Below are 23,932 nucleotides of genomic sequence, written 5' to 3'. Positions count from 1 at the left end.
TTAATGGAGAAATCTAATCGGTATGTTATACCTGAGAGAAGAGTGAGGAGTTATCCAAGGGTTGTAAAAGGAAAACCTCAAAAATACCCAAGAAAAAGCCAGTCAATCTCTTAACTGACTGGCATTATCACGACTGGAGGGCTTTCTTTTTGTTTTCTTTTTAAAAATTATTTGTAAATTAATAATGCGGGGGACGGTTGGTGACCGGATCAAAAGCATCAATCCCTTCGGACAAGTCTGCAGACTCAACACGTTGATATAACAACTGCATTTGTTTTTTTAAATCGGCAATTTCCAGATTCTGGCGAGTGACCTGCTGATTCAGCTGTTCAACTAAATCATCTAAAAATGCAATTCGCACTTGCAAATCTTCAATGGGTGCGGAAAATGACGCCTGATCATTTAGATTTTGTTGTTTAGTCATTTTAAGTCCTCATTTGGGATTTCAGGAAACATTAACATTATGGCCTATATTACTTTAAGGGATGTCCAACTGGCATTTGGCGGACCTGCCTTGCTCGACGGCGCCAACTTTAATTTGGAACGCGGTGAACGAGTATGTTTGATTGGCCGTAATGGTGAGGGTAAGTCTACCTTACTTAAACTGATTGAAGGAAGTTTACTCCCGGATAGTGGTGAAGTTTCGTTACAAAATGGCATCACCATTTCCATGCTGGCCCAAGACGTGCCAATGGATTCCGGCAAGGTTGCAGATATTGTTGCCGACGGCGCTGGTGAAGCTTCAGAAGTGTTGCGTGCTTACCATGAAGCCAGTGAAGCTTGCGTGCTCGGTGATATGGAAGCCTGTGACCGCATGGGACATTTGCAGCATCAGATGGATCAGCTGGATGGCTGGGCTTTAGAAACTAAGGTTAATTCAATCCTAAGTAAAATGGGACTGGATCCTGAAGCGGATCTGGCCGATTTATCTGGCGGTCGTAAACGCCGTGTCCTGTTGGCACGTGCCCTGCTCACCCAACCTGATGTGCTGTTACTCGACGAACCGACCAACCATCTGGATGTCGAAAGTATCGAGTGGCTGGAAAAATTCCTGCTCGAGCAGAACAACCTGACCTTACTGTTTATTTCGCATGACCGTGCCTTTGTGGACAGTATTGCGACCCGTATTGTCGAGCTGGACCGTGGTATTTTGCGTAGCTATGAAGGCAACTATTCACGTTACCTCGACCTGAAAGCTCAGCAGCTGGAAGCAGAAGAAAAACAGAATGCCCTGTTCGAGAAAAAACTGGCTGAAGAAGAAGCCTGGATTCGTCAAGGTATTAAAGCGCGCCGTACCCGTAACGAAGGTCGTGTTCGTGCTCTGAAAGAATTGCGTGAAGAGTCTAAAGCACGCCGCTTCCAGCAAGGCAAAGTCAACATGTCGACTCAGGAAGCACAGCGTTCAGGTAAAGTGGTGTTCGAGATTGAACATCTGAGCGTGAAGTTTAGTGACAATGCACCGATCATCAATGACTTCTCGGCGCTGGTAATGCGTGGTGACCGTATTGGTCTGGTGGGTGATAATGGTGTCGGTAAAACCACACTGATCAAAGCCATTCTGGGAGAAATCGAGCATGGCGGTACAGTCAAAACCGGGACCCAGCTGGAAATTGCTTATTTTGACCAGCTACGTAATGTGCTGGATCTGGAAAAATCAGTTAAAGATAACGTTTCGGAAGGTTCAGATCATGTCGATGTGAATGGCCAACGTCGTCATATCTATAGCTATTTACAAGACTTCCTGTTCTCGCCAGAACGTGCACGTACGCCAGTTAAAGCTCTATCTGGCGGTGAACGTAACCGTATTCTGCTGGCTAAGCTGTTACTGAAACCATCAAACCTGATCGTGATGGACGAACCGACCAACGATCTGGATATGGTGACATTGGAACTACTGGAAGAAATGCTAGCTGAATACAAAGGCACTCTGCTACTGATCTCGCATGACCGTGCCTTTATGGACAACGTCGTCACATCGACCTGGGTCTTTGATGGCAAAGGCAATATTGATGAATATGTCGGTGGTTATCAAGATTATCTGGAGCAACGTCCAGATCAGACTGTGGTTGACCAGAAAATGGCAGTCAAAAAAGCTCAGGCCAAAGCCGAAGCAGCGGCTACACCTGTAGCACCTGCGCCAAAGAAAAAACTCAGCTACAAAGATCAGCGTGAACTGGAAATGTTACCGGCTGAAATTGAAGCACTGGAAAAAGAACAAGCTGAACTTTCCGATAAACTGGCGGATGGCTCGTGGTTTGTCACAGATGCCGCAGCAGCGACCAAAGCATCTGAACGTTTAGGCGAAATTGATGAGATTTTGCTGGAAAAAATGGAACGTTGGGACCAACTGGAAAATATGACCAAAGGCTAATCTTTAAATCGCCTAGTCACTAAGCATCTGTATTCGTACAGGTGCTTTTTTATTTTACAGTTTTTTATTTCAAAAAGCTCTTCTGCTACACTGCTGACATCTTTGATTTCAAATATTGAATTTATGAGTCGAACGCCAGAATACAAACCCGGTGAATTTCAATGGTCATTCCTGTTGCCGCAATACTGGGGCATCTGGGTGGGTATTGTATTTCTGATGATTCTGGCCATCTTACCTTGGGCGATTCAGCATCGTCTGGCAGATCTACTCGGCCAGATGGCATTTAAATATTTGAAATCTCGCCGTGAAACCACGCTTCGCAATCTGGAAGTCTGTTTCCCGGAATGGTCAGCTCAAGAAGTTCGGGATAATGCCCGTATGGTCTTTATTGACCAGATGCTCGGTGTATTTGAGACCTTGAATGCCTGGTACTGTCCAAAATGGTTTAAAGGCCGGGTACAAATTGAAGGACTGGAACATATCCAGCAGGCTCAGGCAGAAGGTAAAGGGGCTTTATTGCTCGGTACCCACTCGACTTTGCTGGATGCTGGCGGTTATTTATGTGCACAGTATTTTGAACCGGATGTAGTGTATCGACCACAAAATAACCCCTTGCTCGATATGCTGATTTACCGCTGCCGTGCCACCATTTATGCCAACCAGATTGACCATGATGATATGCGTGGTCTGGTGCGTAACCTGAAAAATGGCCATGCTATCTGGTACAGTCCGGATCAGGATTTTGGTTTAAAACAGGGTGTAATGGCGCCCTTTTTTGGGGTACCTGCAGCTACAGTCACTGCACATCGTCGTTTATTGAAAATGACCAAGGCCGCTGCTATTCCACTCTATTTTTATCGAACTGGCGATATTAAAGATCCGCGTTACTGTGTGCTGATCGAGCCTGCGGTAGAGAACCTGCCAAGTGCGGATGAAGTCGATGATGCAACCCGGGTAAATCTGATTATTGAACGCCAGTTGCGCATTGCACCGACGCAATATATGTGGTTCCACCGTCGCTTTAAGACCCGTCCTGAAGGCTACGATAAAATCTATTAAGAACTAGAATTAATATGAATGCTATTATTGGCAAGAAAAATCAATGATCGGTTCCCTGATAAATCCACATTGCTTGTGTATGCCCTGCACGCTCAAAGCCTAGAGCTTTATAAAATTCAGTGGCATGCTGATCAGCCACCAGAATTTTCTGATGAAATCCTGAATAACGTTGCAGCATTTCTTGCATGATCAGACGACCAATGCCCTGTCGCTGCACCTCCGGGTGAACCAATAAATGTGGGAAATACACCACCAGATAACCGTCTGAAATCGCATTTCCCAAGCCAACCAGCCGACCGTTGATACGTGCGGTCACCAGACTATGAAAATGCTGCAAAGCCTGTAAAAGTAATTGAGGTTTTTCTGCAGCTGACCATTGATTGACAAGATAGAGCTGTAGCACTTCAGATTCATTGACTGAATCATGATCGGAAATCATAACTTTCATTCAGGTAATATCCATTTTTAATTTAAAGTTTATTTTAATAATCAATTAATTATAATAAAAAATGAGCTAAAAATAATTTAACCCAGGTTCTACATCCTGTAAAACCCGGGTTAATGAGGTTGTGCTTTCATATGTTATAATTGCTTCTTCGTTGTTGTGATTTCCCTTTCAGCATCATTTCCATGATGTTTTCATTCAGCTTCGTCTTCCTTATGAGAATATCCTTTCTCGACTCCCTGTGCTGATGAGCTTAGAATACGTGGATTCCTCTGTGCTGCCCATTCGCAAGAAGCGGAAACTGCTGTAAGCAATATCGTACACTTTTCAGCTAAAACTATAAGAATTTCTCCTTATTCTTATATGCCATCGCAATCTTATCAGTGACTTTCTTCTCTTCTTTCTCTGCCTTTTCAATTCCTTCCTGAATGGCTTCTTTGGCTTCCTGATCATCCTGGTCCGTTTCTTCCAGCTCTTCCTGATGATGCTCAAATACCCGCCCAGTTTGTAATACCAGATAAACCGGAAAATGATCTGACCCGACATGTTTTAAACGCTCCATATGCACCAGAGCGAAATCAGTACTATGAAACACATGGTCAAGCGACCAGCGCAATAAGGGATAATCGGCATGAAAAGTATTCACATAATGACGCCCTACCCGCGGATCAAGCAACCCACTAATACGCTGAAATAAACGTGTCGTGCGTGACCAGGCCACATCATTCAGATCTCCCATCACAATGCAGCTTTCATCCAGATCCTTAATCTGATCCCCTACAATCAGCAGTTCCGCATCACGTAAGGTTGAATCTTTGGCTTCAGTTGGGCTTGGTGGTTTCGGATGCAGACAATAAAGCTGTACCGGCTGTCCGGAACGTAACAAGACCTTGGTATGAATCGAGGGAATTTCATCACTCAGAATAAATTTAACCTCGGTTTCACTCAGCTCAAGTTTGCTGTACAGATGCATGCCATACAGATTATCCAAAGGTACAGGTACCCGATAGGGGTAATCTGGCTCAATGACGGCCAGCGCATCCTGCCATGCATGATCGGTTTCCAGCGTTAAGACCAAGTCTGGCTGATGGGTCTGGATCTGTTCAATCAGTAAATGATATTTAGTATTGGTGGTCAGAACATTTGAAACAATCAGGGAAATCTGACGATCCGGATCCAGCTGATCCTGCTTGACCTGCTTGACCTGTTTTGTCCAAACAAAGGTATAAGGCAAGACCATTTTCAGCTGATACGCCAAAGCAGCGATCAGGCCGACAAAAAGCAGCTGATTGAAGGCCGTCCATGGGTGATCGACCAGGAGAAAAAGAACAAAGGCAATGAAGCCCAAAACCAGAATCTGTAAACGTGGAAAATCTGCACCACGAATCCACCATTCATCTCGGGGAATCAGCGACCAGAAACTTAACCAGATGACCACGATTGCCATGATCTGGATAAACCCTACCATAAGATACACTCTTTACTAAGTTATTATTTTTTCTAAAAGAAAAATTGCTTTATCAATTTTGTATGTATCATAAAGCAGATATTTCGCTCAAGAATATTGATGTTTTGATTGTGTAGCTCTTGCAGTCACGTCCCTTTTTGATACACTCGAATCCCTTTTGATTTTTTAACGCACCGAGGCAAAGTGACATGAAAGTAGGTCTGGTCGGTTGGCGCGGGATGGTGGGTTCCGTCCTTATGCAACGTATGGTTGAAGAGAATGATTTTGCTCATTTTGAGCCATTCTATTTTTCTACCAGTAATGCGGGTGGTGAAGCTCCGGCATTTGGTGGTAAGACTGCCCCAGCACTTATGGATGCAACAGACATTAACAGTCTGAAGCAAATGGATGTCATTATTACCTGTCAAGGTGGCGATTACACCACTGAAGTTTTCCCAAAAATCAAAGCTGAAGGCTGGAATGGCTACTGGATTGATGCAGCATCTACCCTGCGTATGGATGATGAAGCAATCATCGTACTTGATCCGGTGAATATGCATGTGATCAAAGATGGTTTGGTTAAAGGCACCAAGACTTTTGTCGGTGGTAACTGTACAGTTTCCTTGATGCTGATGGGCTTGGGCGGTCTGTTCCAGAACAATCTGGTGGAATGGGCAACGTCAATGACCTATCAGGCCGCTTCAGGTGCAGGCGCGCAAAACATGCGTGAACTGATCAATGGTATGGGTTATTTATATAACAATACCAAAGAGTTGCTAGATGATCCGCGTTCTCCAATTCTGGATATCGACTCTAGAATTGCTGAATTACAACGTGGTGAAGGCTTCCCGTCTGCAAACTTTGGCGTTCCTTTAGCAGGTTCTCTGATTCCATACATCGACAAGCAGCTGGAAAGCGGCCAGTCGAAAGAAGAATGGAAAGGTCAGGTTGAAACCAACAAGATTCTGGGCAACCAGCAGATCGTGCCAATTGATGGTCACTGTGTACGTATCGGCGCAATGCGTTGTCACTCTCAGGCATTAACGCTGAAACTTCGCAAAGACGTTCCACTGGATGAGATCGAAGATATCATTGCAAATGCAAATGACTGGTCTAAAGTCGTGCCAAACACTCGTGAAGCCTCAATGACTGACCTGACTCCTGTTGCAGTCACTGGCACATTAACTGTACCTGTTGGTCGTCTGCGTAAACTGAACATGGGTAAAGAATACCTAGGTGCATTCACAGTAGGTGACCAGTTACTTTGGGGTGCTGCAGAACCTTTACGTCGTATGCTGCGCATCTTGATTGACTATAAAAACTCTTAAGTTTCCGTCAGGAAATAAAGCATGAAGCCGATCTTTATTGATCGGCTTTTTTGTGTAACTATTGCGTAAGTATTTTACAAAAAACAAACATCCCGTTAATCTATAATTTTCGCTATGCGATAATGACTGAGCTCACAGATGACTGTATATAACAAATTAAAGCTTGCCATTTTAGCCATTGTTGCTTCACAAAATATCTATGCGATTAATGTAGATTCGGTACAAATCCAGTCTGCACCTGGGGAATTGCTTTATGCGGAAATGAATTTCCGTCAATCAGATATTAACTTGCCCATTGAGGTAAGTTTAGCCTCGCCAGAAGACCTGATTTCTATGGATGCATCGCATCAGCCACCGGGTCATTTAAATTTTTTCACCCGTCGCAACAGTAATGGTACTGGGGTTATTACCATTACCTCCTCGCGCCCGGTCACTGATCGTGAATTAAATATCATTGTCAAAATCAAGGAAGGCAATGCAGCACGCCTACAGCATATCCGTACTGCATTAAGACCTAAAACTGATTTGTTACAGGCCAGCCTGAAACAGAATGAACAGCCACTCGCGCCTGTCGTAGTCGTGAGTGAAAAAGATATTGCCCTGAACTTACCGGTGAGTACGCGTTATACCAATGCACAATCCAAACCAGCCACCCCGTTTGTGGCAGAAAAACCGTTAGCCTTACAAAACACAGCACCTCCTGCATTATCAGCCAGCTCTATCCCTAAAACAGCGTTAGCTGCTGTGACCCATGAGCCGACATCGAGTATTGCAGCTCAAGTCACAAGCCCAACAAAACTTAATACTGAAACTGCGGTAGCAGCGACAAGTCATAGTTCACAGCAAGCTGGCAATGTAAACACTGCGCCAGTGAATACTTCATCCAAAGCGGCTCAAGCAGATGCAACGTCAAACTTACAGGCTGCAGCTACAAAAATTCAGGCTGAAACAAAACCAGCTGAAATTACAATAGATCCAACAAATAAAAATGCAGCCTCAGCGCAAGTTTCTGCACCGACAAGCACTGAAAACCAGATGGTGTCCAGTGATCCACTTGTCAAAAAATATGCAGAACAACAGGCTCGCAAGCAGGCGGCATCCAGCACTGCACAGGACAAACCAAATTTAGCGACTAAAACTCAGGCACAGCCGGCAGCCATCAAACAAAGCACCTCAACCCAGATCAAGCCGACGTATGTGGTACAGTCAAATGAGTCGCTTTGGGGCATTGCTTCCAGGATTGCCAATGAACAGCAGCGTCCAGTAAGTGAGGTCATGCAGCAGATCAAGCGTGAGAATGAACATGCTTTTATTGGGGGTGATGCTAACCGCTTGCGTAAAGGCGCAGCACTTAATTTAGCGACCGTTCATACTGCGAAAACTCCGATACAGGCCTCAGCAATTAAGTCTGCTCAAGCACCCTCCAAACCTGCTGCAAAAACCAAATATCGTCTAAATGAGGCTGAAATGAGCCTGGTTGCCGAGAATCAGCGTGATTCCGGCCAGGTTTCTGCCAACTCAAACACAAAAGAAAATCGAACTTCGAAAGAGTTGTCATTAAAAGTTATGACAGCCCGTGAAAAAACCGTTAAATTACAGAGAAACGTAACTGAACTAGAATTGGCACTCAATCAGAAGGATCACAGAATTCAATTATTAAATGCTCGTCTTGCCCAGCTGCAACAGCAGCTTAAAGCACAACAGGCAGATAAAAAGCCAATTAATTAAAAAGTTACACATGACGATTTATTGGGATAGGCGAACTTAAGGACTCTATCCCCAAGGGGTAAAACATGCTGATTTATGTGATTCCATTAGTGATATTGATCATCGTATTAATTGTCGTAAAAAAACGACAAGATGCTCAAGAATCAGATAAAGCAAAAACTAAAACTGTAAAAGCGAAAAAACCTGGCGCTGCGTCAAAATCCACTTCACAAAGAACCAAAGTGGTCGAGCCAGCCGGAGTCGTTAAAAAATCAGCAACGCCTCTATCAGCAGAAACACGCAAGAAAATTGAAGGTCTGATTCAGGAACGTAATTTCTTTGCAGCTGAAGCTCAAATCAATCAGGCACTGAATCGCGATAATTCTCAACATGAGTTATATTTACTGCTACTCGACATTCATATCCTGCAAAAAGATGAATTTGCGATTTCACAGCTGATTAACCATGTTCGCTCTCTGGAACTGGAAGATATTCTGGCTCAGGCTGAGGTCAAAAAGCGTGAGTTTGAAAACTCTTCGGTCGCTGTTCAGGATACTATTGATTTCCCAAGTGCTCAGCCACAAACCCCTCCTGTACAGGAAAGCAAACCTTCTACAGATGCCTTTGCAGACCTGGTTGCCACTCCTGCTTCAAACGAACAGGCATTTGATGCATTACAACAGGAACTGCAACCAAGCAAACCAGCTGCTGTAGCGGAACCAGTACCTGATATCCAACCCTTAGAGTTCAACTTTGAACCGAAGATTCCAGCGGCTGAGCCAGTAAAAACGGAAGAAGCTTCGCTTGTATCAGATAATTCAGTTGAATTTGATCTTCAGATGAATACTGCTGAAACCCAGACTGCTCCAACAACAGCAACTGAGTCAGCACCGGTTCTGGATTTTAAGCTTGAGCTTGAACCATCTATATCCTTAAAAACAGAATCAGCGCCTGCAACAACAGAAGAAATCCAGCCTTTAGATTTCTCTTTCTCTTTAGACACTCCAATACCTGCAGCAGAAAAAACAGCCGAACCTGCGACTGAGTTTGACCTGTCTAGCCTCGATATTGCAACGCCTGCAACTGAAACGCCTGCTGCGACTGAAACATCTGGACTAGATTTTAAACTTGATAATGTCGAAGCTGTAAAAGAGGCTCCTGTTTCTACAGGGGTGAATTTTGAGATTCCGACAGCGCCTGTGACTTCAACAACCGATCAACATGATCCATTGGTGCAGTCCTTCCCGGAACTGATGGAAGTTAATGAAGCGGACCTTAACCTGGAGCTGGCACAGCAATATATCCAGTTAGGCGCTTATGCAGCTGCCCGTGAAGTCATAGCTGAACGTGAAGCTGAATATACAGCAGCACAACGTCAGCAAGCCGATCAGTTGCTGAATCAAATCGCATCTTAATCAATTTCCCTTTACACTAAAGCAGTCACATTTGGCTGCTTTTTTTATGATGAAAGATATTGCACTGATTTATATGGGCGGCACCTTTGGCTGTGTCGGTGATCCGCTCGCCCCTATGTCTGCCGATTTATTTATTCCAAAACTGGAACAGCTACTTACAGATCAACCGTTCATTCAGTATTACTGCGCTCCTGTGATTAAGGACAGTAGTGCCTGTACTGCTACAGACTGGTTAGAACTGGTGCAATTTATCCAAAATCTGCAATCTGAACAGCAGATACAACATTTTGTGATTATTCACGGGACAGATACCCTGAGCTATGCCAGCGCAGTATTGGCACATTTTATGGGGAATTCGGCTCATATTGTGCTGACTGGCAGCCAGTATCCCCTCCTGAATGCTGAAGGCGATGCGCAACGCGAATTTAGCGATGCCATGGACAATCTGAGCTTTGCGCTCGCTTCAGTAACTCAGTGTAATGCAGGTGTTTATCTGGCTTTTCATCAGCAACTGATTCATGCTCAAACTGCCTTAAAGCAACATACCACTGAGCTGAATGCCTTTACTGGTCTGGATGCGCATATCGCTATTCAGGCCAACCAGCAAAGTCATCAGGTTACAGCAGACGATATTGCCAAAGCTCTGGATTTTAACTGTATGAGCTTGATGATGCAGCCGATCGATTTAGTTCAACAGTTCAATAATCTGAAAAATATTTTGGCCTATCCTCCGCATTTTCTATTCCTGCAAGGCTTTGGAACCGGCAATCTGGCCGTCAATCCAGAGATCGTAGATTTTATCAATCAGCTCTATGCCAAAGGCTGTATCTCGGTCTTAACTACTCAAGTGCCTTTCGGTGCCACCGATCAGCGTTATGCCATTGCTGAATGGGTGCATGATTGCAAAATTCTACTCAATGAAAGTTATGGCCATGCTGATCTTTATGCAAAAGCCCTAAAAATGTATTTACAATATGACACGGTAGAACAATGGCATGCCCATTGGTACGATTAGTCAGGTTTTGAGGTCATTATGCAGCGTTTTGCGGTGGGAATTGAGTTTTGTGGAACGAATTATCGAGGTTGGCAGACTCAACAACCGGGCGTAATCAGTGTTCAGGAAACCATCGAGAAGGTTCTCAGTAAAATTGCCGATGAACCGATTATTCTGCATGGTGCAGGCCGAACCGATGCCGGCGTGCATGCGACCAATATGGTCGCACATTTTGATACCCATGCCTTGCGTTCTGAACGAGGCTGGTTAATGGGCTCAAATAGCCAGTTACCTAAGGATATCTCAATCCAATGGATCAAGGAGATGGATGATGGCTTCCATGCACGCTTTAAAGCACAGGCACGCCGTTATCGTTATATTGTCTATAACTATCCGGTACGCCCTGCCTTGCTGCATAAACAGGTCACTCATATTTACTATCCACTTGATGTCAAAAAGATGATTGAAGCGGCTGCAAAGTTTGAAGGCACACATAACTTTGAGAGTTTCCGGGCAGCAGCCTGCCAGTCCAATCAGCCGGTACGTCACGTCCGTCACTGCCGCCTGATCCAGCATGGGCCTTATCTGATTCTAGATATTCAGGCGGATGGCTTCCTGCATCATATGGTACGCAATATCATGGGCTGTTTGCTGGAAATCGGCCAAGGCATGTATGGGGTTGACCATATTGACCATATTTTTGCAGCAGAAGATCGTAAAGCAGCCGGTGTTACCGCACCACCGGACGGTCTGTATTTTATCCAGGCTGAATATCCAGAGTATTTTGACCTACCCAAAGTACCTTTGGGTCCATACTGGTTAAATATGCCGGAATAAGCTAATTATTTTTAATTTTTAAATCCCTCCTAACCTCCCTTTGAAAAAGGGAGGAACTCCTCTCCTTTATTAAAGGAGGGGTTGGGGGAGGATTTTAGATTTTAAAGATTAACGCTGTTTCCGCTTTCGATATTCAACCGGTGTTTCATTGGTCCAGCGTTTAAACGCACGGTAAAAAGTACTTGGCTCCGAGAATCCAGTCAGATAAACAATCCGCTCCACACTTTCATTGGTACTCGCCAATAGACGTTTAGCCAGACGACAGCGATAATCAGACAGAATCTGCTGGAAACTGGTATTAGCCTCACTGAGCTGGGTACGTAAACGGCGTGGGGTAATATTCAGTTGAGCGGCTACAGTTTCCAAAGTCGTTTCACCACTTTCTAAAGTAGAACCGATTGCACGACGTACTTCCCCGACTAAATCGTAACGAGCCAGTTCCTGTAATTTTTCAATTGCCAGCTGTTCATGTAGCTGCAACAGTTCCGGTTCTGCCTGCCAAAGCGGGAAATCAAGAATGCTTGGATCAAAATACAAACGGGTTTCTTTCTGGCCCAGACTTACCGGACATTCATAAACCCGGAAATATTCTTCATCTGCCGCGCCTTTGGAAAAATTGAAATCGATATAGATCGGTTCAAAACGGCCTTCAGTAATAAATTTAAAGAAACGCAACACACCTGACATCGCACATTCGGTAAAGTGACGATTGACCAGACTTTCAGCAAAAGGCTGTTCACCATTGGTCAGATAGCAGCGATCATCTTCGACCACCAGCTTGGCATGAAAGGCATCACTGATCAGACGCTGATAAGCCAGTGCACGTTTCAAGCCTTCACCAAAATTCTCTGATGAAATAAACAGATGCTCAATCACCTGTCCGCGATAGAGTGGCAAATGTTCACCCAGATGCAATCCGATATCCGGGTCCTTACTGACCTCTTCTGCGGCAACCCAGAAGGCATACTGAGCACTAAGCGGAGTACGGTCATTGGTCTCCACCTGATTTAAAGCGACTCCTGCTTTCGTCAGAAGTTCTTCTGTTGGCAAACCTGCACGACGAATCGCCTGATAGCCTAAACGCAATACGACTGATGCATCCGTTAGCTGACTCACTCAAAAACCTTCCTTGTATGTACTTCATTTATACTTAAAAAGATTGAAATTAGATTAACTGTGATTGACCAAACTGACAACAGATACCACACGCTTTTTAGTTAAAAAGTTTAAACTCACACTTCGCTTATTTTACTGACAGATGATCAGTCTAACGCCCGTTACACCTTGTGTTTTGCGAAAAAATTGACTATAATTTGCGCCTTTCCAATTTATTCATTCAGGTAGGCTATGGCCAATAAAGAGGAACTCATCGAGTTCGAAGGCGTTGTCACCGAGACGCTTCCTAATACTATGTTCCGTGTACGTTTAGAAAACGGTCACGAAGTAATTGCCCATATTTCTGGTAAAATGCGTAAACACTATATTCGTATTTTGACTGGCGATAGCGTGAAGGTCGAAATGACTCCTTATGATTTGACTAAGGGTCGTATCACATACCGTGCGCGCTAAGTTTTAGCGGAAGCAAAAGCCACTCATCCAGTGGCTTTTTTATTACTTTTTCTTTTATATCAATTCCCCTGCACATTCCCTATACTGCATTCGAAGATAATAATTTCTATTTTTCTTCTAATAAAAACAGTGAATCATTCATGCAAAAAATCTTGTTTTCTCTGATCCTAGGAATCAGCCTGAGTGCCTGCGCCACTACAAGTTCGATAAAATCACGACAACTAGATCAGCAACTACAGCAATATATTGGCAAATCTGCAGAATCAATTCGCAAGGATCTGGATTTAACTGCACTCGGTTTTAAGACCTCAAAAGCACCTGTACAAACGGAAAAACGTCTGAGTTATACTGTACTTCGCACCATTGAACTTCCGTTGGGAACACCGGCCATTCAGCAAAGTGTCAGTATAGGTGCTCCTGTACGATTCGCGACTGCACCCGGCCCAGGTTATCAGGTTGAAATGCCCTGCCAGATTCATTTTCAACTAGAACAAGGGATTGCTCAATCCGTGCAATATAGCGGACGTGCCTGTTAAGACTTATTTTTGCGTTTTATTCATTTTAAAGTGGATATAAGAGCGTTCTAAGTTGTCTTGAATTTGACAGCTACAGCTAACTGCCTGATTGATCCTGTCTTGCCTAATAATAAATTACAACAGTTCCTCTCACACTTTGCTACTACACTGTTTTTAAGCGTTCCTTGAGTAGGAGTGATGTGATGTTGTTAAGCAAAGGTACTTCTCTGGTATTGGGCTTGAGCATCCTGTTGCTCGGTCTGTCAGGGTGTGCACAAACACCTACGATCAGCCAGACTGACCGTGAAACTTATTTACAGCAATTTATTGGGCAGAGTAGCCAGTATATTGATCGCAATTTAGATCTGAAACGTTTGGGTTATCAGCAAATCAGTGAACCTGAGCTCAGCTCCCAACAGCTCAGCTATGTCGTGGAACGTCCTGTGACCGTTCCCTTACCGATTGCCCAGTTTCCGGCAGCAGGTACTGGCACAGTTCCGGTTCCAGTCACTGTGAGTCCTGCATCAGGTTATGATGTGAATTTGCAATGCAAGATTACCTTTTTGCTGAAAGACAATATTGCAACTTCTGTCAGCCTTTCGGGTCGAACCTGTTAATCAAAATCAGTCGTAAAAAACGCAGCTCAAGGCTGCGTTTTTTACGTGGAACTAATGTGTAACTTAGTTCAATGCAGTTACCACTGCCTGACCCATTTCCACAGTACCCACTTTAGTCATGCCTTCAGACATGATGTCAGCAGTACGCAGACCTTGGTCTAAAACATTACCTACCGCATCTTCAATCGCTTTAGCGGCTGCTTCTTCACGGAAGGTATAACGCAGCATCATGGCTACCGACAGAATGGTTGCCAATGGGTTTGCCAGGTTTTGACCTGCGATATCTGGTGCAGAACCATGGCAAGGTTCATACATACCCTTACCATTTTCATCCAATGATGCTGATGGCAACATACCGATTGAACCAGTCAGCATTGCAGCTTCATCAGACAGGATGTCACCGAACAGGTTAGACGTTACGATCACGTCAAACTGTTTAGGCGCACGTACTAATTGCATCGCAGCATTGTCTACATACATATGAGACAGGTTAATGTCCGGATATTGCTCTTCTTTCAGTGCAGTCACGGTCTGTTTCCAAAGCTCAGTCACTTCAAGCACGTTGGCTTTATCGACTGAACATACTTTACCGCCACGCAGACCAGCAAGTTCGAACGCAACTTTGGCAATACGTTTGATTTCAGACTCTGCATAAACGTCAGTGTTGAAACCTTGTTTTTCGCCATTTTCCAGTTCACGGATCCCGCGTGGTTGACCGAAGTAAATACCACCAGTCAATTCACGTACGATCAGAATATCCAGACCAGAGACAATTTCCGGTTTCAAGCTAGAGGCATCAGCCAATTGTGGATAAAGAATCGCTGGACGTAAGTTCGCAAACAGATTCAACTCACTACGTAGTTTTAACAGGCCACGTTCTGGACGGATTGAACGCTCAATCGTATCCCATTTTGGACCGCCTACAGCACCGAGCAGAATTGCATCTGCTTTTTTCGCCTGTTCAGACGTTACGTCTGGATAAGGTGAACCGTGTGCATCAATCGCAGCACCGCCTAAAAGACCTTGTTCCCATGTTAAACCCAGATTGAATTTTTCATTAACTCGTGTAAGCACCTGTTCTGCGGCTTTTACAATCTCAGGGCCAATACCGTCACCAGCTAAAATCAAAATTTGTTTAGACATGAGCTTTTCCATTTATAAGGTCAGGCATCCACCTGACTAGGTTAAATTTTTTTTTCTACAAACTCTGCAATGCCATTGATGACATTATAAGGTTTGCAAAAACGACGAATCACTTTCTGCTCTTGCAACAGGTCCACACACAATGGATCAGGTGCAGAGGCATTTAATAAACTGGTGCTACGTGCATTTCGGTCACGGAACATTTTCAGGGTATAGCGTTTATTCGCCTTAAACTGCTGGAACAGATGCAAGGTCTCAGCCTTATCCTTGCTAATCGGATAGAAACGCACCACCAGTTCATGCTGCCCTTCCGGTACAGATAAATAAATCGGATTATCCTGTTTCAGGTTTTTGGCCTGCAAACGAACCAGACGCTGATCCAGCGCTTCTGGGCTGATTCGCTTGGTGGACTCATCCACAATCATGGTCCGATCTAAACGTTCAAACTGACAATCCGGTGTGCCTGCACAATAAATCAAGGCATTGGATTTGCTTTCTGCATCTTCTTTGGCATGTTTAAGTTTGAAGGTATCAATGCTCTGACACGCGGTCATCAGCACTGATACTGCACTTAGAGCAAGCCACTGTTTCCAATACGTTGCCATGATGTCTGTATTAACCTATCAAAAAAAAATTAATAATCTTCTGATATTAGCAAGGCCTTCGCAGTCATGCCATGACAATTTTTGCTGTTTTATGAATGAATTTCAGCAAATACCCATGGGCGTGATTGTTTGGTTTTTTCTTCATAGGCCCGAATATCATCTGCTGCCTGCAAAGTTAAGCCAATATCATCCAAACCATTTAACAAACAATGCTTACGGAATGGGTCCACTTCAAACTTGAAACTTTCGCCATTTGGTGTACGAACTTCCTGCGCTTCCAGATCAATCGTTAGCTGATAACCTTCAGCTGCTGCACATTCTTTAAATAACTGATCAACCGTTTCTTCCGGCAAGATCACCGGCAACATGCCATTTTTAAAACAGTTATTAAAGAAAATATCAGCAAAGCTTGGTGCAATCACAGTACGGAAACCGTATTCATTCAATGCCCACGGCGCATGCTCACGGCTTGAACCGCAACCAAAGTTAGCACGAGAAATTAAAATCGATGCACCTTGATAACGTGGCTGGTTTAACACGAAGTCCGGGTTAATCGGACGAACCGAGTTATCCTGACCCGGATAACCTTCATCCAAATAACGCAATTCATCAAACAGGTTTTCACCGAAACCGGTACGTTTGATCGATTTCAAAAACTGTTTTGGAATAATTAAATCTGTATCGACATTGGCACGGTCTAAGGGTGCAACAATACCTTGTTCAACGGTATAAGCTTTCATATTTCTGCTCCTGCGTACCAATTAAAATGAACGGACATCAACAAAGTGACCGGCAATCGCCGCCGCCGCCGCCATGGCTGGGCTCACCAAGTGGGTACGACCACCATTACCTTGACGACCTTCAAAGTTACGGTTTGAAGTTGAGGCGCAATGTTCGCCTGGCTGCAATTTGTCAGCATTCATTGCCAAGCACATAGAACAGCCTGGTTCACGCCATTCAAAACCAGCTTCGATAAAGACTTTGTCCAAACCTTCAGATTCTGCCTGCTGTTTCACTAAACCCGAACCCGGAACGACCATGGCCTGCTTAATGCTAGAAGCCACTTTACGGCCTTTGATTACTTCAGCCGCAGCACGAATATCTTCGATACGTGAGTTGGTGCAAGAACCGATGAATACACGGTCTAACTGAATATCTGCTAAAGGCTGACCTGCAGTTAAGCCCATATATTGATAAGCACGGTTCCAGTCATTGCGCTGTACATCATCTTTGGCCTGTTCCAAAGTTGGAACCGCTTGAGACACCGGAATCACCATCTCAGGAGAAGTCCCCCAAGACACTTGCGGTTCAATTTCTTCACCTTGTAACACTACAACTGTATCGAAGTGAGCACCTTCGTCGGAGTGCAAGGTCTTCCAGTACGCAACCGCCTGATCCCATTGCTCGCCTTTCGGTGCATATGGACGGCCTTTAACATACTCAATGGTTTTTTCATCGACTGCGACCATACCGACACGTGCACCCGCTTCGATTGCCATGTTACACACGGTCATACGGCCTTCAATCGACATGTCACGGAACACCTGACCACCAAATTCAATCGCGTGACCTGTACCGCCTGCAGTTCCGATTTTACCGATAATGGCTAAAACCACATCTTTCGGTGTTACGCCTTGACCCAATTTACCGTCAACGCGTACCAACATATTTTTCATTTTCTTCTGAACCAGGCATTGGGTTGCCAATACATGTTCAACTTCTGATGTTCCAATCCCGTGTGCCAAGCAGCCAAATGCACCATGTGTTGCAGTATGTGAGTCACCACATACAACGGTCATACCTGGCAAGGTTAAGCCTTGCTCAGGACCAACAACGTGCGCGATGCCTTGACGAATATCGTTAATATCAAATTCAACAATATCGAACGTCTTACAGTTATCATCCAGGGTTTGTACCTGGATACGTGAAGTATCATCTTCAATCCCAGCCACGCCCTGCTCACGCTCTTTTTTAGAGGTCGGTACGTTATGGTCAGGTGTCGCAATATTGGCACTTAAACGCCATGGCTTACGGCCAGCAAGTTGTAAGCCTTCAAAGGCTTGTGGCGAAGTCACTTCATGCAATAAATGACGGTCGATATAAAGTAGAGCTGAACCATCATCTCGTTGTTTTACTAAATGGTCATCCCATAACTTATCGTATAATGTTTTTGCTGTTTGGGTCTCGCCTGCCATGTCGATGTGCTCCACTGGACTGGGTAAATTCTTTCGCTAATTTTGATTATATCGCTGCATTCACATAAATCTAATTTATCATTTTTATTAGTTAAAAAACTTTTTGGAATCTTTTAAAACTTAAATTAAATCATGGTTTAGCTCTCTTTTTATAAATCTAATTTTCCGATCGTTTTATTAAAAATATTCGTTTTTACAAATTAAATGAGAATTATTATTATTTCCTCATCGGCACAGATCATTTGTTTTGAGGAAGATCCACATGGCACATATTCAACGTTTCGTAGACAACAATCAGCGCATGTTCAAAAAGACATTTAGCTATTACATCATGCACATCACTGTCGCGATGTTAGTGGGCTATTTTGTCACAGGCAGTTTAACCATGGCGATTGCCTTGAGTTTATTAGAACCGACTGTACAGGCAGTTGCTTTCTTCTTCCACGAGAAAATCTGGGAAGCAAAAAGCCAGCAACAGGATGAGGAAATCACCGCATAATTTTTTGTCGATCTTCCTCTTTGAGCCACCTACCCTCGGTGGCTTTTTTTATGACATAAAATAAAACATTTAAAAATGTGTATTAATTCAACATTAAACCAATAGTTCTATATTTTTACTTTGATTTATTCTTAAATTATTACAATAATAAACTTAAGCATAAAAAAACTTTATAGGTGATCAAGATGAATCTCGCAGCTTTTGAAGCCTTTGTAAAAGTCATGGAAACAGGTTCGATTTCTTTGGCTGCAGATCAGCTTTTTATTACCCAACCGGCTGTGACCAAACGTATTCACAGTCTGGAAGAATATTTTGGGGTGAAATTATTTGAATCTGCGGGCCGTGGTGTTCAGGCCACTCATGCGGCACATTCCCTGCTGCCTAAGGTAAAAAACTGGCTGAACGAGTTGGGTGATATTCACTACACCCTGAGTCATGAACAAGGTCAGGTCCAAGGCAAACTGAAAATTGGCACCAGCCATCATATTGGCCTGCATCATTTACCGAGCCATCTGCGTGAATATGTACAGCAATATCCAAATGTGACGCTAGATGTACATTTTGTAGATTCTGAACAGGCGCATGAACAGGTCATTGCTGGTGATCTGGAACTGGCTTTCCTGACCTTGCCACCGCATGGTGATGAACGCCTAAAATATGTCACTATCTGGAATGATCCTCTGGTTTTTGTGGTCGCACCATTCCATCCACTGGCTCAGCAAAAAAACCTGTCTCTTGAAGATCTGGTGAATTACCCAAGCCTGCTGCCTTCTGCGCAGACCTATACTACGCAGATTACGATGGCCGAGTTTGAAAAGCAGGGCATCAAGCCGAAAACGACCATGAGCAATAACCCGCTTGAATCCATCCGGATGCTGGTTTCGATTGGTTTAGGCTGGTCAGTCTTGCCCAAAACCCTGGTCAACCATGACCTGCAAGAACTGGATCTGAATCTGGAAATGAACCGTCAGCTCGGTATGGTCTGGCATCCGGGTCGTACTCAATCGAAGGCGGCTGAAGCATTGGTTCAACTGATGCAAGGCCCGTCAATTTAAAATTAATTTTCACATTTCTCTGCTGCATCGATATCGATGCAGCATTTTGTTACCTAAATACATCGCATCAGTTGCTTCCTTTCAAGTACTTTTAAAAGTATCAAATTCATTTTCCTGAAGATGAAAAATTAAAACGTATTCAAGGAAGCACAGAATGCAGATCAAATCTTCTGATTCCAAAACTTTATTATCTTCTTCTCATGACCTGCTCGAAGAAATGGGTTTATGGAAACCGCTTAAACCAACGCTACACCCGACTCCCAACCTTGATTTTGAAGATGAACCGACAGCGCGTGCCGTATTACGTGATTATTTTCTAAATACCTTTGACACCTATGAGCAACTGTTTGACTGTCTGAAAAATGAAGAAGCCTTTTATGACAAACCGATTGCCTTACGTCATCCACTGATCTTTTATTTTGGTCATACTGCCACTTTTTTTATCAATAAGCTGTTGCTGGCTCAACTGATCCCGGAACGTTTAAATCCGCATCTGGAAAGTATCTTCGCGATTGGTGTAGATGAAATGAGCTGGGATGATCTGGATGAACAGAACTATCACTGGCCTAGCATTCAGGCGGTACGTGATTACCGGCATCAGGTGCGTGCCCTGGTCTTGAAAGTGATAGAACATGCGCCGCTACAACTTCCATTGAACTGGCACAATCCCTGGTGGACCATCATCATGGGCATTGAGCATGAACGGATTCATCTGGAAACCTCTTCAGTTTTAATTCGCCAGCATCAGTTACGTTATGTACAGAATCATCCGCAGTGGCGTGCCAATGTCATTACCGGTATTGCGCCTGAAAATAGTCTGGTAAAGGTACCGGCAGGTCAGGTCAATTTACATAAAAATTTCGAACATGCTTTTTATGGCTGGGACAATGAATACGGCCACCATCATGCCGAAATTGCAGAATTCGAAGCCTCTAAATATCTGGTGTCCAATCAGGAGTTTTTAGCCTTTGTTGAAGCAGAAGGTTATCAGACAGCTGACTACTGGACTGAAGAGGGCCAGCAATGGTTAGCATTTTCTCAAGCCACACATCCTACCTTCTGGGTCAAAACGGAACTGGGTTGGTCCTTAAGACTGATGCTGGAAGAAGTTCCAATGCCTTGGGACTGGCCAGTCGAAGTGAATTATCATGAAGCCAAAGCTTTCTGTAACTGGAAATCAACACAGACCGGAGAATCCATTCGTCTGCCCACTGAGGATGAATGGTATCGATTGTATGCAGTTTCAGGACTGGATCCAAAATTACCAAGTCCTGAGCAAGCCAATATTGAATTAAAATATGGCCCTAACTCTTTTCCGGTGGATCATTTTCAGCATGGCGATTTTTATGATGTTCAGGGCAATGTCTGGCAATGGACCGAGACCCCGATTTATCCTTTCGAAGGCTTTCAAGTCCATCCTTTCTATGATGATTTTAGTACCCCGACCTTCGATGGCCAACATCATCTGATTAAAGGCGGTTCCTGGATTTCAGCTGGCAATGAAGCCCTGCACAGTTCACGCTATGCGTTCCGGCGACATTTTTTCCAGCATGCCGGTTTTCGCTATGTTGCCGCGGAAGAGACATCACCGCAGTTTCACTCTCAATATGAAAGCGATCAGCTGATTTCCCAATATCTGGAATTCCAGTATGGGGCGGAATATTTTGCTGTTCCAAACTTTGCCCAAAGCCTCATTCAACTGGCCCGTCCTTATTTTCAAAACATTCCATGCTATAAAGCGCTGGATATCGGGTGTGCAACCGGGCGCGCCAGCTTTGAACTGGCTCAGGATTTTGATCAGGTCACAGGTCTGGATTTTTCAGCCCGTTTTATTCAGCAAGGTGTGGTGCTGGCCCAAGGCGAAACCCTGCGCTATAGCATTCCTGTTGAGGGCGAACTGGTGGAATATAAATCCTGCTCACTGGCAGAACTTGAACTTGAACAGGTTGCCAATAAGGTCGAGTTTTATCAGGCCGATGCCTGCAATATGAAACCGCAATTCAAAGATTATGATTTCATTCTGGCAGCCAACCTGATTGATCGTCTGCATCATCCTAAAGCTTTTCTAAGTGAAATTCATAATCGCCTGAATATGGGCGGCATCCTGATGCTGGCCTCGCCTTATACCTGGCTGGAAGAACATACAGCACGCAGTGAATGGATCGGCGGATTTAAGCAGGCGGGAGAAAACCTGAGTACCTTAGAGGGCATCAAAGCTTTGCTAAGTCCACATTTTGAAATGCTGGACGAACCTGTGGATGTGCCTTTTGTGATCCGAGAAACAGCGCGTAAATATCAACATACCCTGTCCCAAATAACTTTATGGAAAAGGGTACGATAATTCCAAAATAAAAAAGCCAATCAGTTGATTGGCTTTTTGTTCACTACTCAATTCCGCTAGTGGCATCCTCATGCAGAGATTCATTGAGCTGATCCACCACAATGGCCCATTCTCCATCTGAAGCAATTTTTTCAGCCAGGAACTGGCGCTGTGCATCTGACCAATACGGCGCCTCCATCAGGTTTACATCTTTGGGTAATTGATGCTCATGAATAAATTGGGCAATCCCTTCTGCACTCGAATCCAGACCTAACTGTGCAAATAGATGAGTCATACGTGGTCTAACTTGGGTCATTTTCATTACCTCAGCGCTTGCTATCGTTATTGTCGACTTGCTTTATTTATTCTGAGCATAGCATGTTTATTCAGCAACGGGCATGTCAAAAAGTACCCTATTCTGCTTATAAAAAAGCACAACCGAAGTTGTGCCTGATTAAATCAAAAGAATTGCTTAAATCGACCAGTCCTGAATTTCCCAGCCCTGTTCTTTGGCCAGTGCTTCCAGACGATCATCCGGATTCACAGCAATGGCATGATCCGCATGTTCCAGCAGAAAACGGTCATTGATTGAATCTGAATATGCCCAAGACTCGGTCACGTCACGACCAGCCAACCATTGTTCCAGACGGGTCAGTTTACCTTGTTGATAGCAGGCAATATTGGTCACCTTACCGGTATATTTACCATCAACGACTTCAGCATTGGTGGCAATAATTTCAGTAATCCCAAACTCACGGAAAATCGGTGCAGTAATAAAGTCCGAAGTTGCAGTAATGCCTACAATTTCATGCCCTGCATCTTTATGGCGCTGAATCGCTTTAAAACCTTCCAGACGCATCTGGGGGCGAATGACTTTTTGCATGAACAGTTGATGTAATTCGGTCAGATAATCATGGTCATGTTGGGTCAAAAACTGGAACACAAATTCATTATAGGCATAGGGATCCAGTTGACCCTTTTTATAGTCCTCATAGAACTTGTCATTCATGGCGCGGTGATGAACGGGATCCACCAGGCCTTCATTGACCAGGAATTCCCCCCAGGAATGATCCGAATCGGTGTTTAACAGGGTGTGATCGAGATCAAATAGCGCCAATTTCATGAAAATACTCGTAAAAACTGAAATTTAAGAAAAAAATTGTAAATCTATCTCCGCTAGTCGATAGAAATTCGTTAAGATCATAGCAATTTTAACATTTTTAAACTTTGCTTTTTTTCGAGTTGGATAAAGAAATAATATTCCCCGAAAGCAAAGGCATAAATTAAACAATTTTAGGTAGCCAAATGATCGACTCAGAAGGTTTCCGACCGAATGTCGGGATCATTTTGGCAAACGATGCTGGACAGGTTTTATGGGCAAAACGCATTGGTCATAATGCATGGCAATTTCCACAAGGAGGTATCCAATATGGAGAAACCCCTGAGCAGGCACTTTATCGTGAGCTGAGAGAAGAAGTTGGCTTACTGCCTGAACACGTCCAGATTATCGCGCAGACCAAAGGATGGTTGCGTTATCGTTTGCCGTATCGATACATTCGCACGGATTCAGATCCGGTATGTATCGGTCAAAAACAGAAGTGGTTTTTACTCAAACTGACGGCGCCCGTACAGAACATTCAACTTGATCTGTCCGATCCGCCCGAATTTGATCAATGGCAATGGGTCAGTTACTGGTATCCATTAGGCCAAGTGGTGAATTTTAAACGCGATGTTTATCGCAAGGCCATGATTGAACTCTGTCAGCAATTACCACAACAAAAACCTTAAAAAAATCGCGTGCATGTGCAGAT

Annotated in this window: 24 protein-coding genes; 14 read left to right on the top strand and 10 right to left on the bottom strand. The window is 44.1% G+C overall.

Translation table 11 applies throughout. The annotated features are described in order from the left end of the window. Window positions 1-178: 178 nt before the first annotated feature. Entirely contained in the window at window positions 179-424 is a 246-nt protein-coding gene (locus tag FTU01_RS01050; protein ID WP_004781873.1) for a SlyX family protein, read from the bottom strand. Window positions 425-463: 39 nt separating this feature from the next. Here FTU01_RS01050 and FTU01_RS01045 point away from each other — a divergent pair, with 39 nt between their 5' ends. Together FTU01_RS01045 and FTU01_RS01040 are read left to right on the top strand one after the other, a co-directional pair. Then, the gene (locus FTU01_RS01045; protein ID WP_180137817.1) at window positions 464-2,371 is read left to right on the top strand and encodes an ATP-binding cassette domain-containing protein; all 1,908 of its coding nucleotides are present in this window, start codon (window positions 464-466) and stop codon (window positions 2,369-2,371) included. Window positions 2,372-2,494: 123 nt separating this feature from the next. Further along, entirely contained in the window at window positions 2,495-3,430 is a 936-nt protein-coding gene (locus tag FTU01_RS01040; RefSeq protein WP_180137815.1) for a lauroyl acyltransferase, read from the top strand. Between the two features lie 40 nt (window positions 3,431-3,470). On the opposite strand, the gene FTU01_RS01035 is transcribed toward FTU01_RS01040, so the two are convergent. Together FTU01_RS01035 and FTU01_RS01030 are read right to left on the bottom strand one after the other, a co-directional pair. Next, the gene (locus FTU01_RS01035; RefSeq protein WP_180137813.1) at window positions 3,471-3,878 is read right to left on the bottom strand and encodes a GNAT family N-acetyltransferase; all 408 of its coding nucleotides are present in this window, start codon (window positions 3,876-3,878) and stop codon (window positions 3,471-3,473) included. A gap of 334 nt (window positions 3,879-4,212) precedes the next feature. Next, window positions 4,213-5,343: an endonuclease/exonuclease/phosphatase family protein gene (locus tag FTU01_RS01030; RefSeq protein ID WP_180137811.1), complete on the bottom strand. Its 1,131-nt coding sequence runs from the start codon at window positions 5,341-5,343 to the stop codon at window positions 4,213-4,215. Window positions 5,344-5,531: 188 nt separating this feature from the next. Here FTU01_RS01030 and asd point away from each other — a divergent pair, with 188 nt between their 5' ends. The 5 genes from asd to truA all read left to right on the top strand — a co-directional run bounded on the left by asd (window position 5,532) and on the right by truA (window position 11,603). Next, the gene (gene asd, locus FTU01_RS01025; RefSeq protein WP_180137808.1) at window positions 5,532-6,650 is read left to right on the top strand and encodes an aspartate-semialdehyde dehydrogenase; all 1,119 of its coding nucleotides are present in this window, start codon (window positions 5,532-5,534) and stop codon (window positions 6,648-6,650) included. 138 nt (window positions 6,651-6,788) lie between these two features. Continuing rightward, window positions 6,789-8,378, top strand: coding sequence for a hypothetical protein (locus FTU01_RS01020; RefSeq protein WP_180137806.1), 1,590 nt, complete (start codon window positions 6,789-6,791; stop codon window positions 8,376-8,378). 65 nt (window positions 8,379-8,443) lie between these two features. Continuing rightward, a complete protein-coding gene (locus tag FTU01_RS01015) occupies window positions 8,444-9,772 on the top strand; it encodes a fimbrial protein FimV (protein ID WP_180137805.1) in 1,329 nt (442 codons plus the stop codon). A gap of 46 nt (window positions 9,773-9,818) precedes the next feature. Continuing rightward, window positions 9,819-10,787: an asparaginase domain-containing protein gene (locus FTU01_RS01010; RefSeq protein ID WP_004781859.1), complete on the top strand. Its 969-nt coding sequence runs from the start codon at window positions 9,819-9,821 to the stop codon at window positions 10,785-10,787. A gap of 18 nt (window positions 10,788-10,805) precedes the next feature. Then, window positions 10,806-11,603: a tRNA pseudouridine(38-40) synthase TruA gene (gene truA, locus FTU01_RS01005; RefSeq protein ID WP_159123637.1), complete on the top strand. Its 798-nt coding sequence runs from the start codon at window positions 10,806-10,808 to the stop codon at window positions 11,601-11,603. A 108-nt stretch (window positions 11,604-11,711) separates the two neighbouring features. On the opposite strand, the gene FTU01_RS01000 is transcribed toward truA, so the two are convergent. After that, window positions 11,712-12,719, bottom strand: coding sequence for an AraC family transcriptional regulator (locus FTU01_RS01000; protein WP_004781856.1), 1,008 nt, complete (start codon window positions 12,717-12,719; stop codon window positions 11,712-11,714). Between the two features lie 231 nt (window positions 12,720-12,950). On the opposite strand from FTU01_RS01000, the gene infA reads away from it, so the two are divergent. The 3 genes from infA to FTU01_RS00985 all read left to right on the top strand — a co-directional run bounded on the left by infA (window position 12,951) and on the right by FTU01_RS00985 (window position 14,304). Beyond that, a complete protein-coding gene (gene infA, locus FTU01_RS00995) occupies window positions 12,951-13,172 on the top strand; it encodes a translation initiation factor IF-1 (RefSeq protein ID WP_001284370.1) in 222 nt (73 codons plus the stop codon). 140 nt (window positions 13,173-13,312) lie between these two features. After that, window positions 13,313-13,708: a hypothetical protein gene (locus tag FTU01_RS00990; RefSeq protein WP_180052965.1), complete on the top strand. Its 396-nt coding sequence runs from the start codon at window positions 13,313-13,315 to the stop codon at window positions 13,706-13,708. Between the two features lie 182 nt (window positions 13,709-13,890). Continuing rightward, on the top strand, window positions 13,891-14,304 hold the full coding sequence (locus tag FTU01_RS00985; protein ID WP_159123639.1) for a hypothetical protein: 414 nt from the start codon (window positions 13,891-13,893) through the stop codon (window positions 14,302-14,304). Between the two features lie 63 nt (window positions 14,305-14,367). On the opposite strand, the gene leuB is transcribed toward FTU01_RS00985, so the two are convergent. The 4 genes from leuB to leuC form a co-directional block, all read right to left on the bottom strand. Beyond that, window positions 14,368-15,447: a 3-isopropylmalate dehydrogenase gene (leuB, locus tag FTU01_RS00980; RefSeq protein WP_004781852.1), complete on the bottom strand. Its 1,080-nt coding sequence runs from the start codon at window positions 15,445-15,447 to the stop codon at window positions 14,368-14,370. Between the two features lie 41 nt (window positions 15,448-15,488). After that, window positions 15,489-16,052 (bottom strand): hypothetical protein, encoded by a 564-nt coding sequence (locus FTU01_RS00975; RefSeq protein WP_005232350.1) that lies wholly within the window; start codon window positions 16,050-16,052, stop codon window positions 15,489-15,491. Between the two features lie 89 nt (window positions 16,053-16,141). After that, window positions 16,142-16,792, bottom strand: a complete 651-nt coding sequence (leuD, locus tag FTU01_RS00970; protein ID WP_005232352.1) for a 3-isopropylmalate dehydratase small subunit — start codon at window positions 16,790-16,792, stop codon at window positions 16,142-16,144. A 21-nt stretch (window positions 16,793-16,813) separates the two neighbouring features. After that, entirely contained in the window at window positions 16,814-18,247 is a 1,434-nt protein-coding gene (gene leuC / locus FTU01_RS00965) for a 3-isopropylmalate dehydratase large subunit (protein ID WP_180137803.1), read from the bottom strand. 262 nt (window positions 18,248-18,509) lie between these two features. Here leuC and FTU01_RS00960 point away from each other — a divergent pair, with 262 nt between their 5' ends. The 3 genes from FTU01_RS00960 to ovoA all read left to right on the top strand — a co-directional run bounded on the left by FTU01_RS00960 (window position 18,510) and on the right by ovoA (window position 22,142). Beyond that, window positions 18,510-18,746, top strand: coding sequence for a DUF2061 domain-containing protein (locus FTU01_RS00960; RefSeq protein WP_159123642.1), 237 nt, complete (start codon window positions 18,510-18,512; stop codon window positions 18,744-18,746). A 185-nt stretch (window positions 18,747-18,931) separates the two neighbouring features. Beyond that, a complete protein-coding gene (locus FTU01_RS00955; RefSeq protein WP_004781845.1) occupies window positions 18,932-19,801 on the top strand; it encodes a LysR family transcriptional regulator in 870 nt (289 codons plus the stop codon). Between the two features lie 217 nt (window positions 19,802-20,018). Next, window positions 20,019-22,142 carry a 5-histidylcysteine sulfoxide synthase gene (gene ovoA, locus FTU01_RS00950; protein WP_257218446.1) on the top strand — a complete coding sequence of 708 codons (2,124 nt, stop codon included), beginning with the start codon at window positions 20,019-20,021 and terminating at the stop codon, window positions 22,140-22,142. Between the two features lie 43 nt (window positions 22,143-22,185). Here the strand turns inward: ovoA and FTU01_RS00945 are convergent, their stop codons facing one another. Then, window positions 22,186-22,437, bottom strand: coding sequence for a DUF2789 domain-containing protein (locus tag FTU01_RS00945; RefSeq protein WP_005232362.1), 252 nt, complete (start codon window positions 22,435-22,437; stop codon window positions 22,186-22,188). A 156-nt stretch (window positions 22,438-22,593) separates the two neighbouring features. Beyond that, complete coding sequence (locus tag FTU01_RS00940) at window positions 22,594-23,244, bottom strand: HAD family phosphatase (protein ID WP_180002976.1); 651 nt, start codon at window positions 23,242-23,244, stop codon at window positions 22,594-22,596. A gap of 182 nt (window positions 23,245-23,426) precedes the next feature. Between FTU01_RS00940 and FTU01_RS00935 the strand changes: the two genes are divergently transcribed. Continuing rightward, on the top strand, window positions 23,427-23,909 hold the full coding sequence (locus tag FTU01_RS00935) for an RNA pyrophosphohydrolase (protein WP_004781838.1): 483 nt from the start codon (window positions 23,427-23,429) through the stop codon (window positions 23,907-23,909). Window positions 23,910-23,932 lie beyond the last annotated feature (23 nt).

Origin of the sequence: Acinetobacter sp. YH12043 (assembly GCF_013419915.1) — a bacterium.
In the GTDB taxonomy this organism is placed as follows: domain Bacteria; phylum Pseudomonadota; class Gammaproteobacteria; order Pseudomonadales; family Moraxellaceae; genus Acinetobacter.
This window is presented reverse-complemented; position numbering and strand designations above follow the sequence as displayed.

What these genes read in the sequence shown, in the direction of transcription:
- FTU01_RS01030 (WP_180137811.1), bottom strand. Translation starts at nt 5,343, where the DNA reads ATGGTAGGGTTTATCCAGATCATGGCAATCGTGGTCATCTGGTTAAGT.
- FTU01_RS01045 (WP_180137817.1), top strand. Translation starts at nt 464, where the DNA reads ATGGCCTATATTACTTTAAGGGATGTCCAACTGGCATTTGGCGGACCT.
- ovoA (WP_257218446.1), top strand. Translation starts at nt 20,019, where the DNA reads ATGGGTTTATGGAAACCGCTTAAACCAACGCTACACCCGACTCCCAAC.
- FTU01_RS00985 (WP_159123639.1), top strand. Translation starts at nt 13,891, where the DNA reads ATGTTGTTAAGCAAAGGTACTTCTCTGGTATTGGGCTTGAGCATCCTG.
- FTU01_RS00935 (WP_004781838.1), top strand. Translation starts at nt 23,427, where the DNA reads ATGATCGACTCAGAAGGTTTCCGACCGAATGTCGGGATCATTTTGGCA.
- FTU01_RS00955 (WP_004781845.1), top strand. Translation starts at nt 18,932, where the DNA reads ATGAATCTCGCAGCTTTTGAAGCCTTTGTAAAAGTCATGGAAACAGGT.
- FTU01_RS00960 (WP_159123642.1), top strand. Translation starts at nt 18,510, where the DNA reads ATGGCACATATTCAACGTTTCGTAGACAACAATCAGCGCATGTTCAAA.
- FTU01_RS00990 (WP_180052965.1), top strand. Translation starts at nt 13,313, where the DNA reads ATGCAAAAAATCTTGTTTTCTCTGATCCTAGGAATCAGCCTGAGTGCC.
- leuD (WP_005232352.1), bottom strand. Translation starts at nt 16,792, where the DNA reads ATGAAAGCTTATACCGTTGAACAAGGTATTGTTGCACCCTTAGACCGT.
- leuC (WP_180137803.1), bottom strand. Translation starts at nt 18,247, where the DNA reads ATGGCAGGCGAGACCCAAACAGCAAAAACATTATACGATAAGTTATGG.
- FTU01_RS00940 (WP_180002976.1), bottom strand. Translation starts at nt 23,244, where the DNA reads ATGAAATTGGCGCTATTTGATCTCGATCACACCCTGTTAAACACCGAT.
- FTU01_RS00945 (WP_005232362.1), bottom strand. Translation starts at nt 22,437, where the DNA reads ATGACCCAAGTTAGACCACGTATGACTCATCTATTTGCACAGTTAGGT.
- FTU01_RS01035 (WP_180137813.1), bottom strand. Translation starts at nt 3,878, where the DNA reads ATGAAAGTTATGATTTCCGATCATGATTCAGTCAATGAATCTGAAGTG.
- infA (WP_001284370.1), top strand. Translation starts at nt 12,951, where the DNA reads ATGGCCAATAAAGAGGAACTCATCGAGTTCGAAGGCGTTGTCACCGAG.
- FTU01_RS01020 (WP_180137806.1), top strand. Translation starts at nt 6,789, where the DNA reads ATGACTGTATATAACAAATTAAAGCTTGCCATTTTAGCCATTGTTGCT.
- truA (WP_159123637.1), top strand. Translation starts at nt 10,806, where the DNA reads ATGCAGCGTTTTGCGGTGGGAATTGAGTTTTGTGGAACGAATTATCGA.
- asd (WP_180137808.1), top strand. Translation starts at nt 5,532, where the DNA reads ATGAAAGTAGGTCTGGTCGGTTGGCGCGGGATGGTGGGTTCCGTCCTT.
- leuB (WP_004781852.1), bottom strand. Translation starts at nt 15,447, where the DNA reads ATGTCTAAACAAATTTTGATTTTAGCTGGTGACGGTATTGGCCCTGAG.
- FTU01_RS01050 (WP_004781873.1), bottom strand. Translation starts at nt 424, where the DNA reads ATGACTAAACAACAAAATCTAAATGATCAGGCGTCATTTTCCGCACCC.
- FTU01_RS01015 (WP_180137805.1), top strand. Translation starts at nt 8,444, where the DNA reads ATGCTGATTTATGTGATTCCATTAGTGATATTGATCATCGTATTAATT.
- FTU01_RS01040 (WP_180137815.1), top strand. Translation starts at nt 2,495, where the DNA reads ATGAGTCGAACGCCAGAATACAAACCCGGTGAATTTCAATGGTCATTC.
- FTU01_RS00975 (WP_005232350.1), bottom strand. Translation starts at nt 16,052, where the DNA reads ATGGCAACGTATTGGAAACAGTGGCTTGCTCTAAGTGCAGTATCAGTG.
- FTU01_RS01010 (WP_004781859.1), top strand. Translation starts at nt 9,819, where the DNA reads ATGATGAAAGATATTGCACTGATTTATATGGGCGGCACCTTTGGCTGT.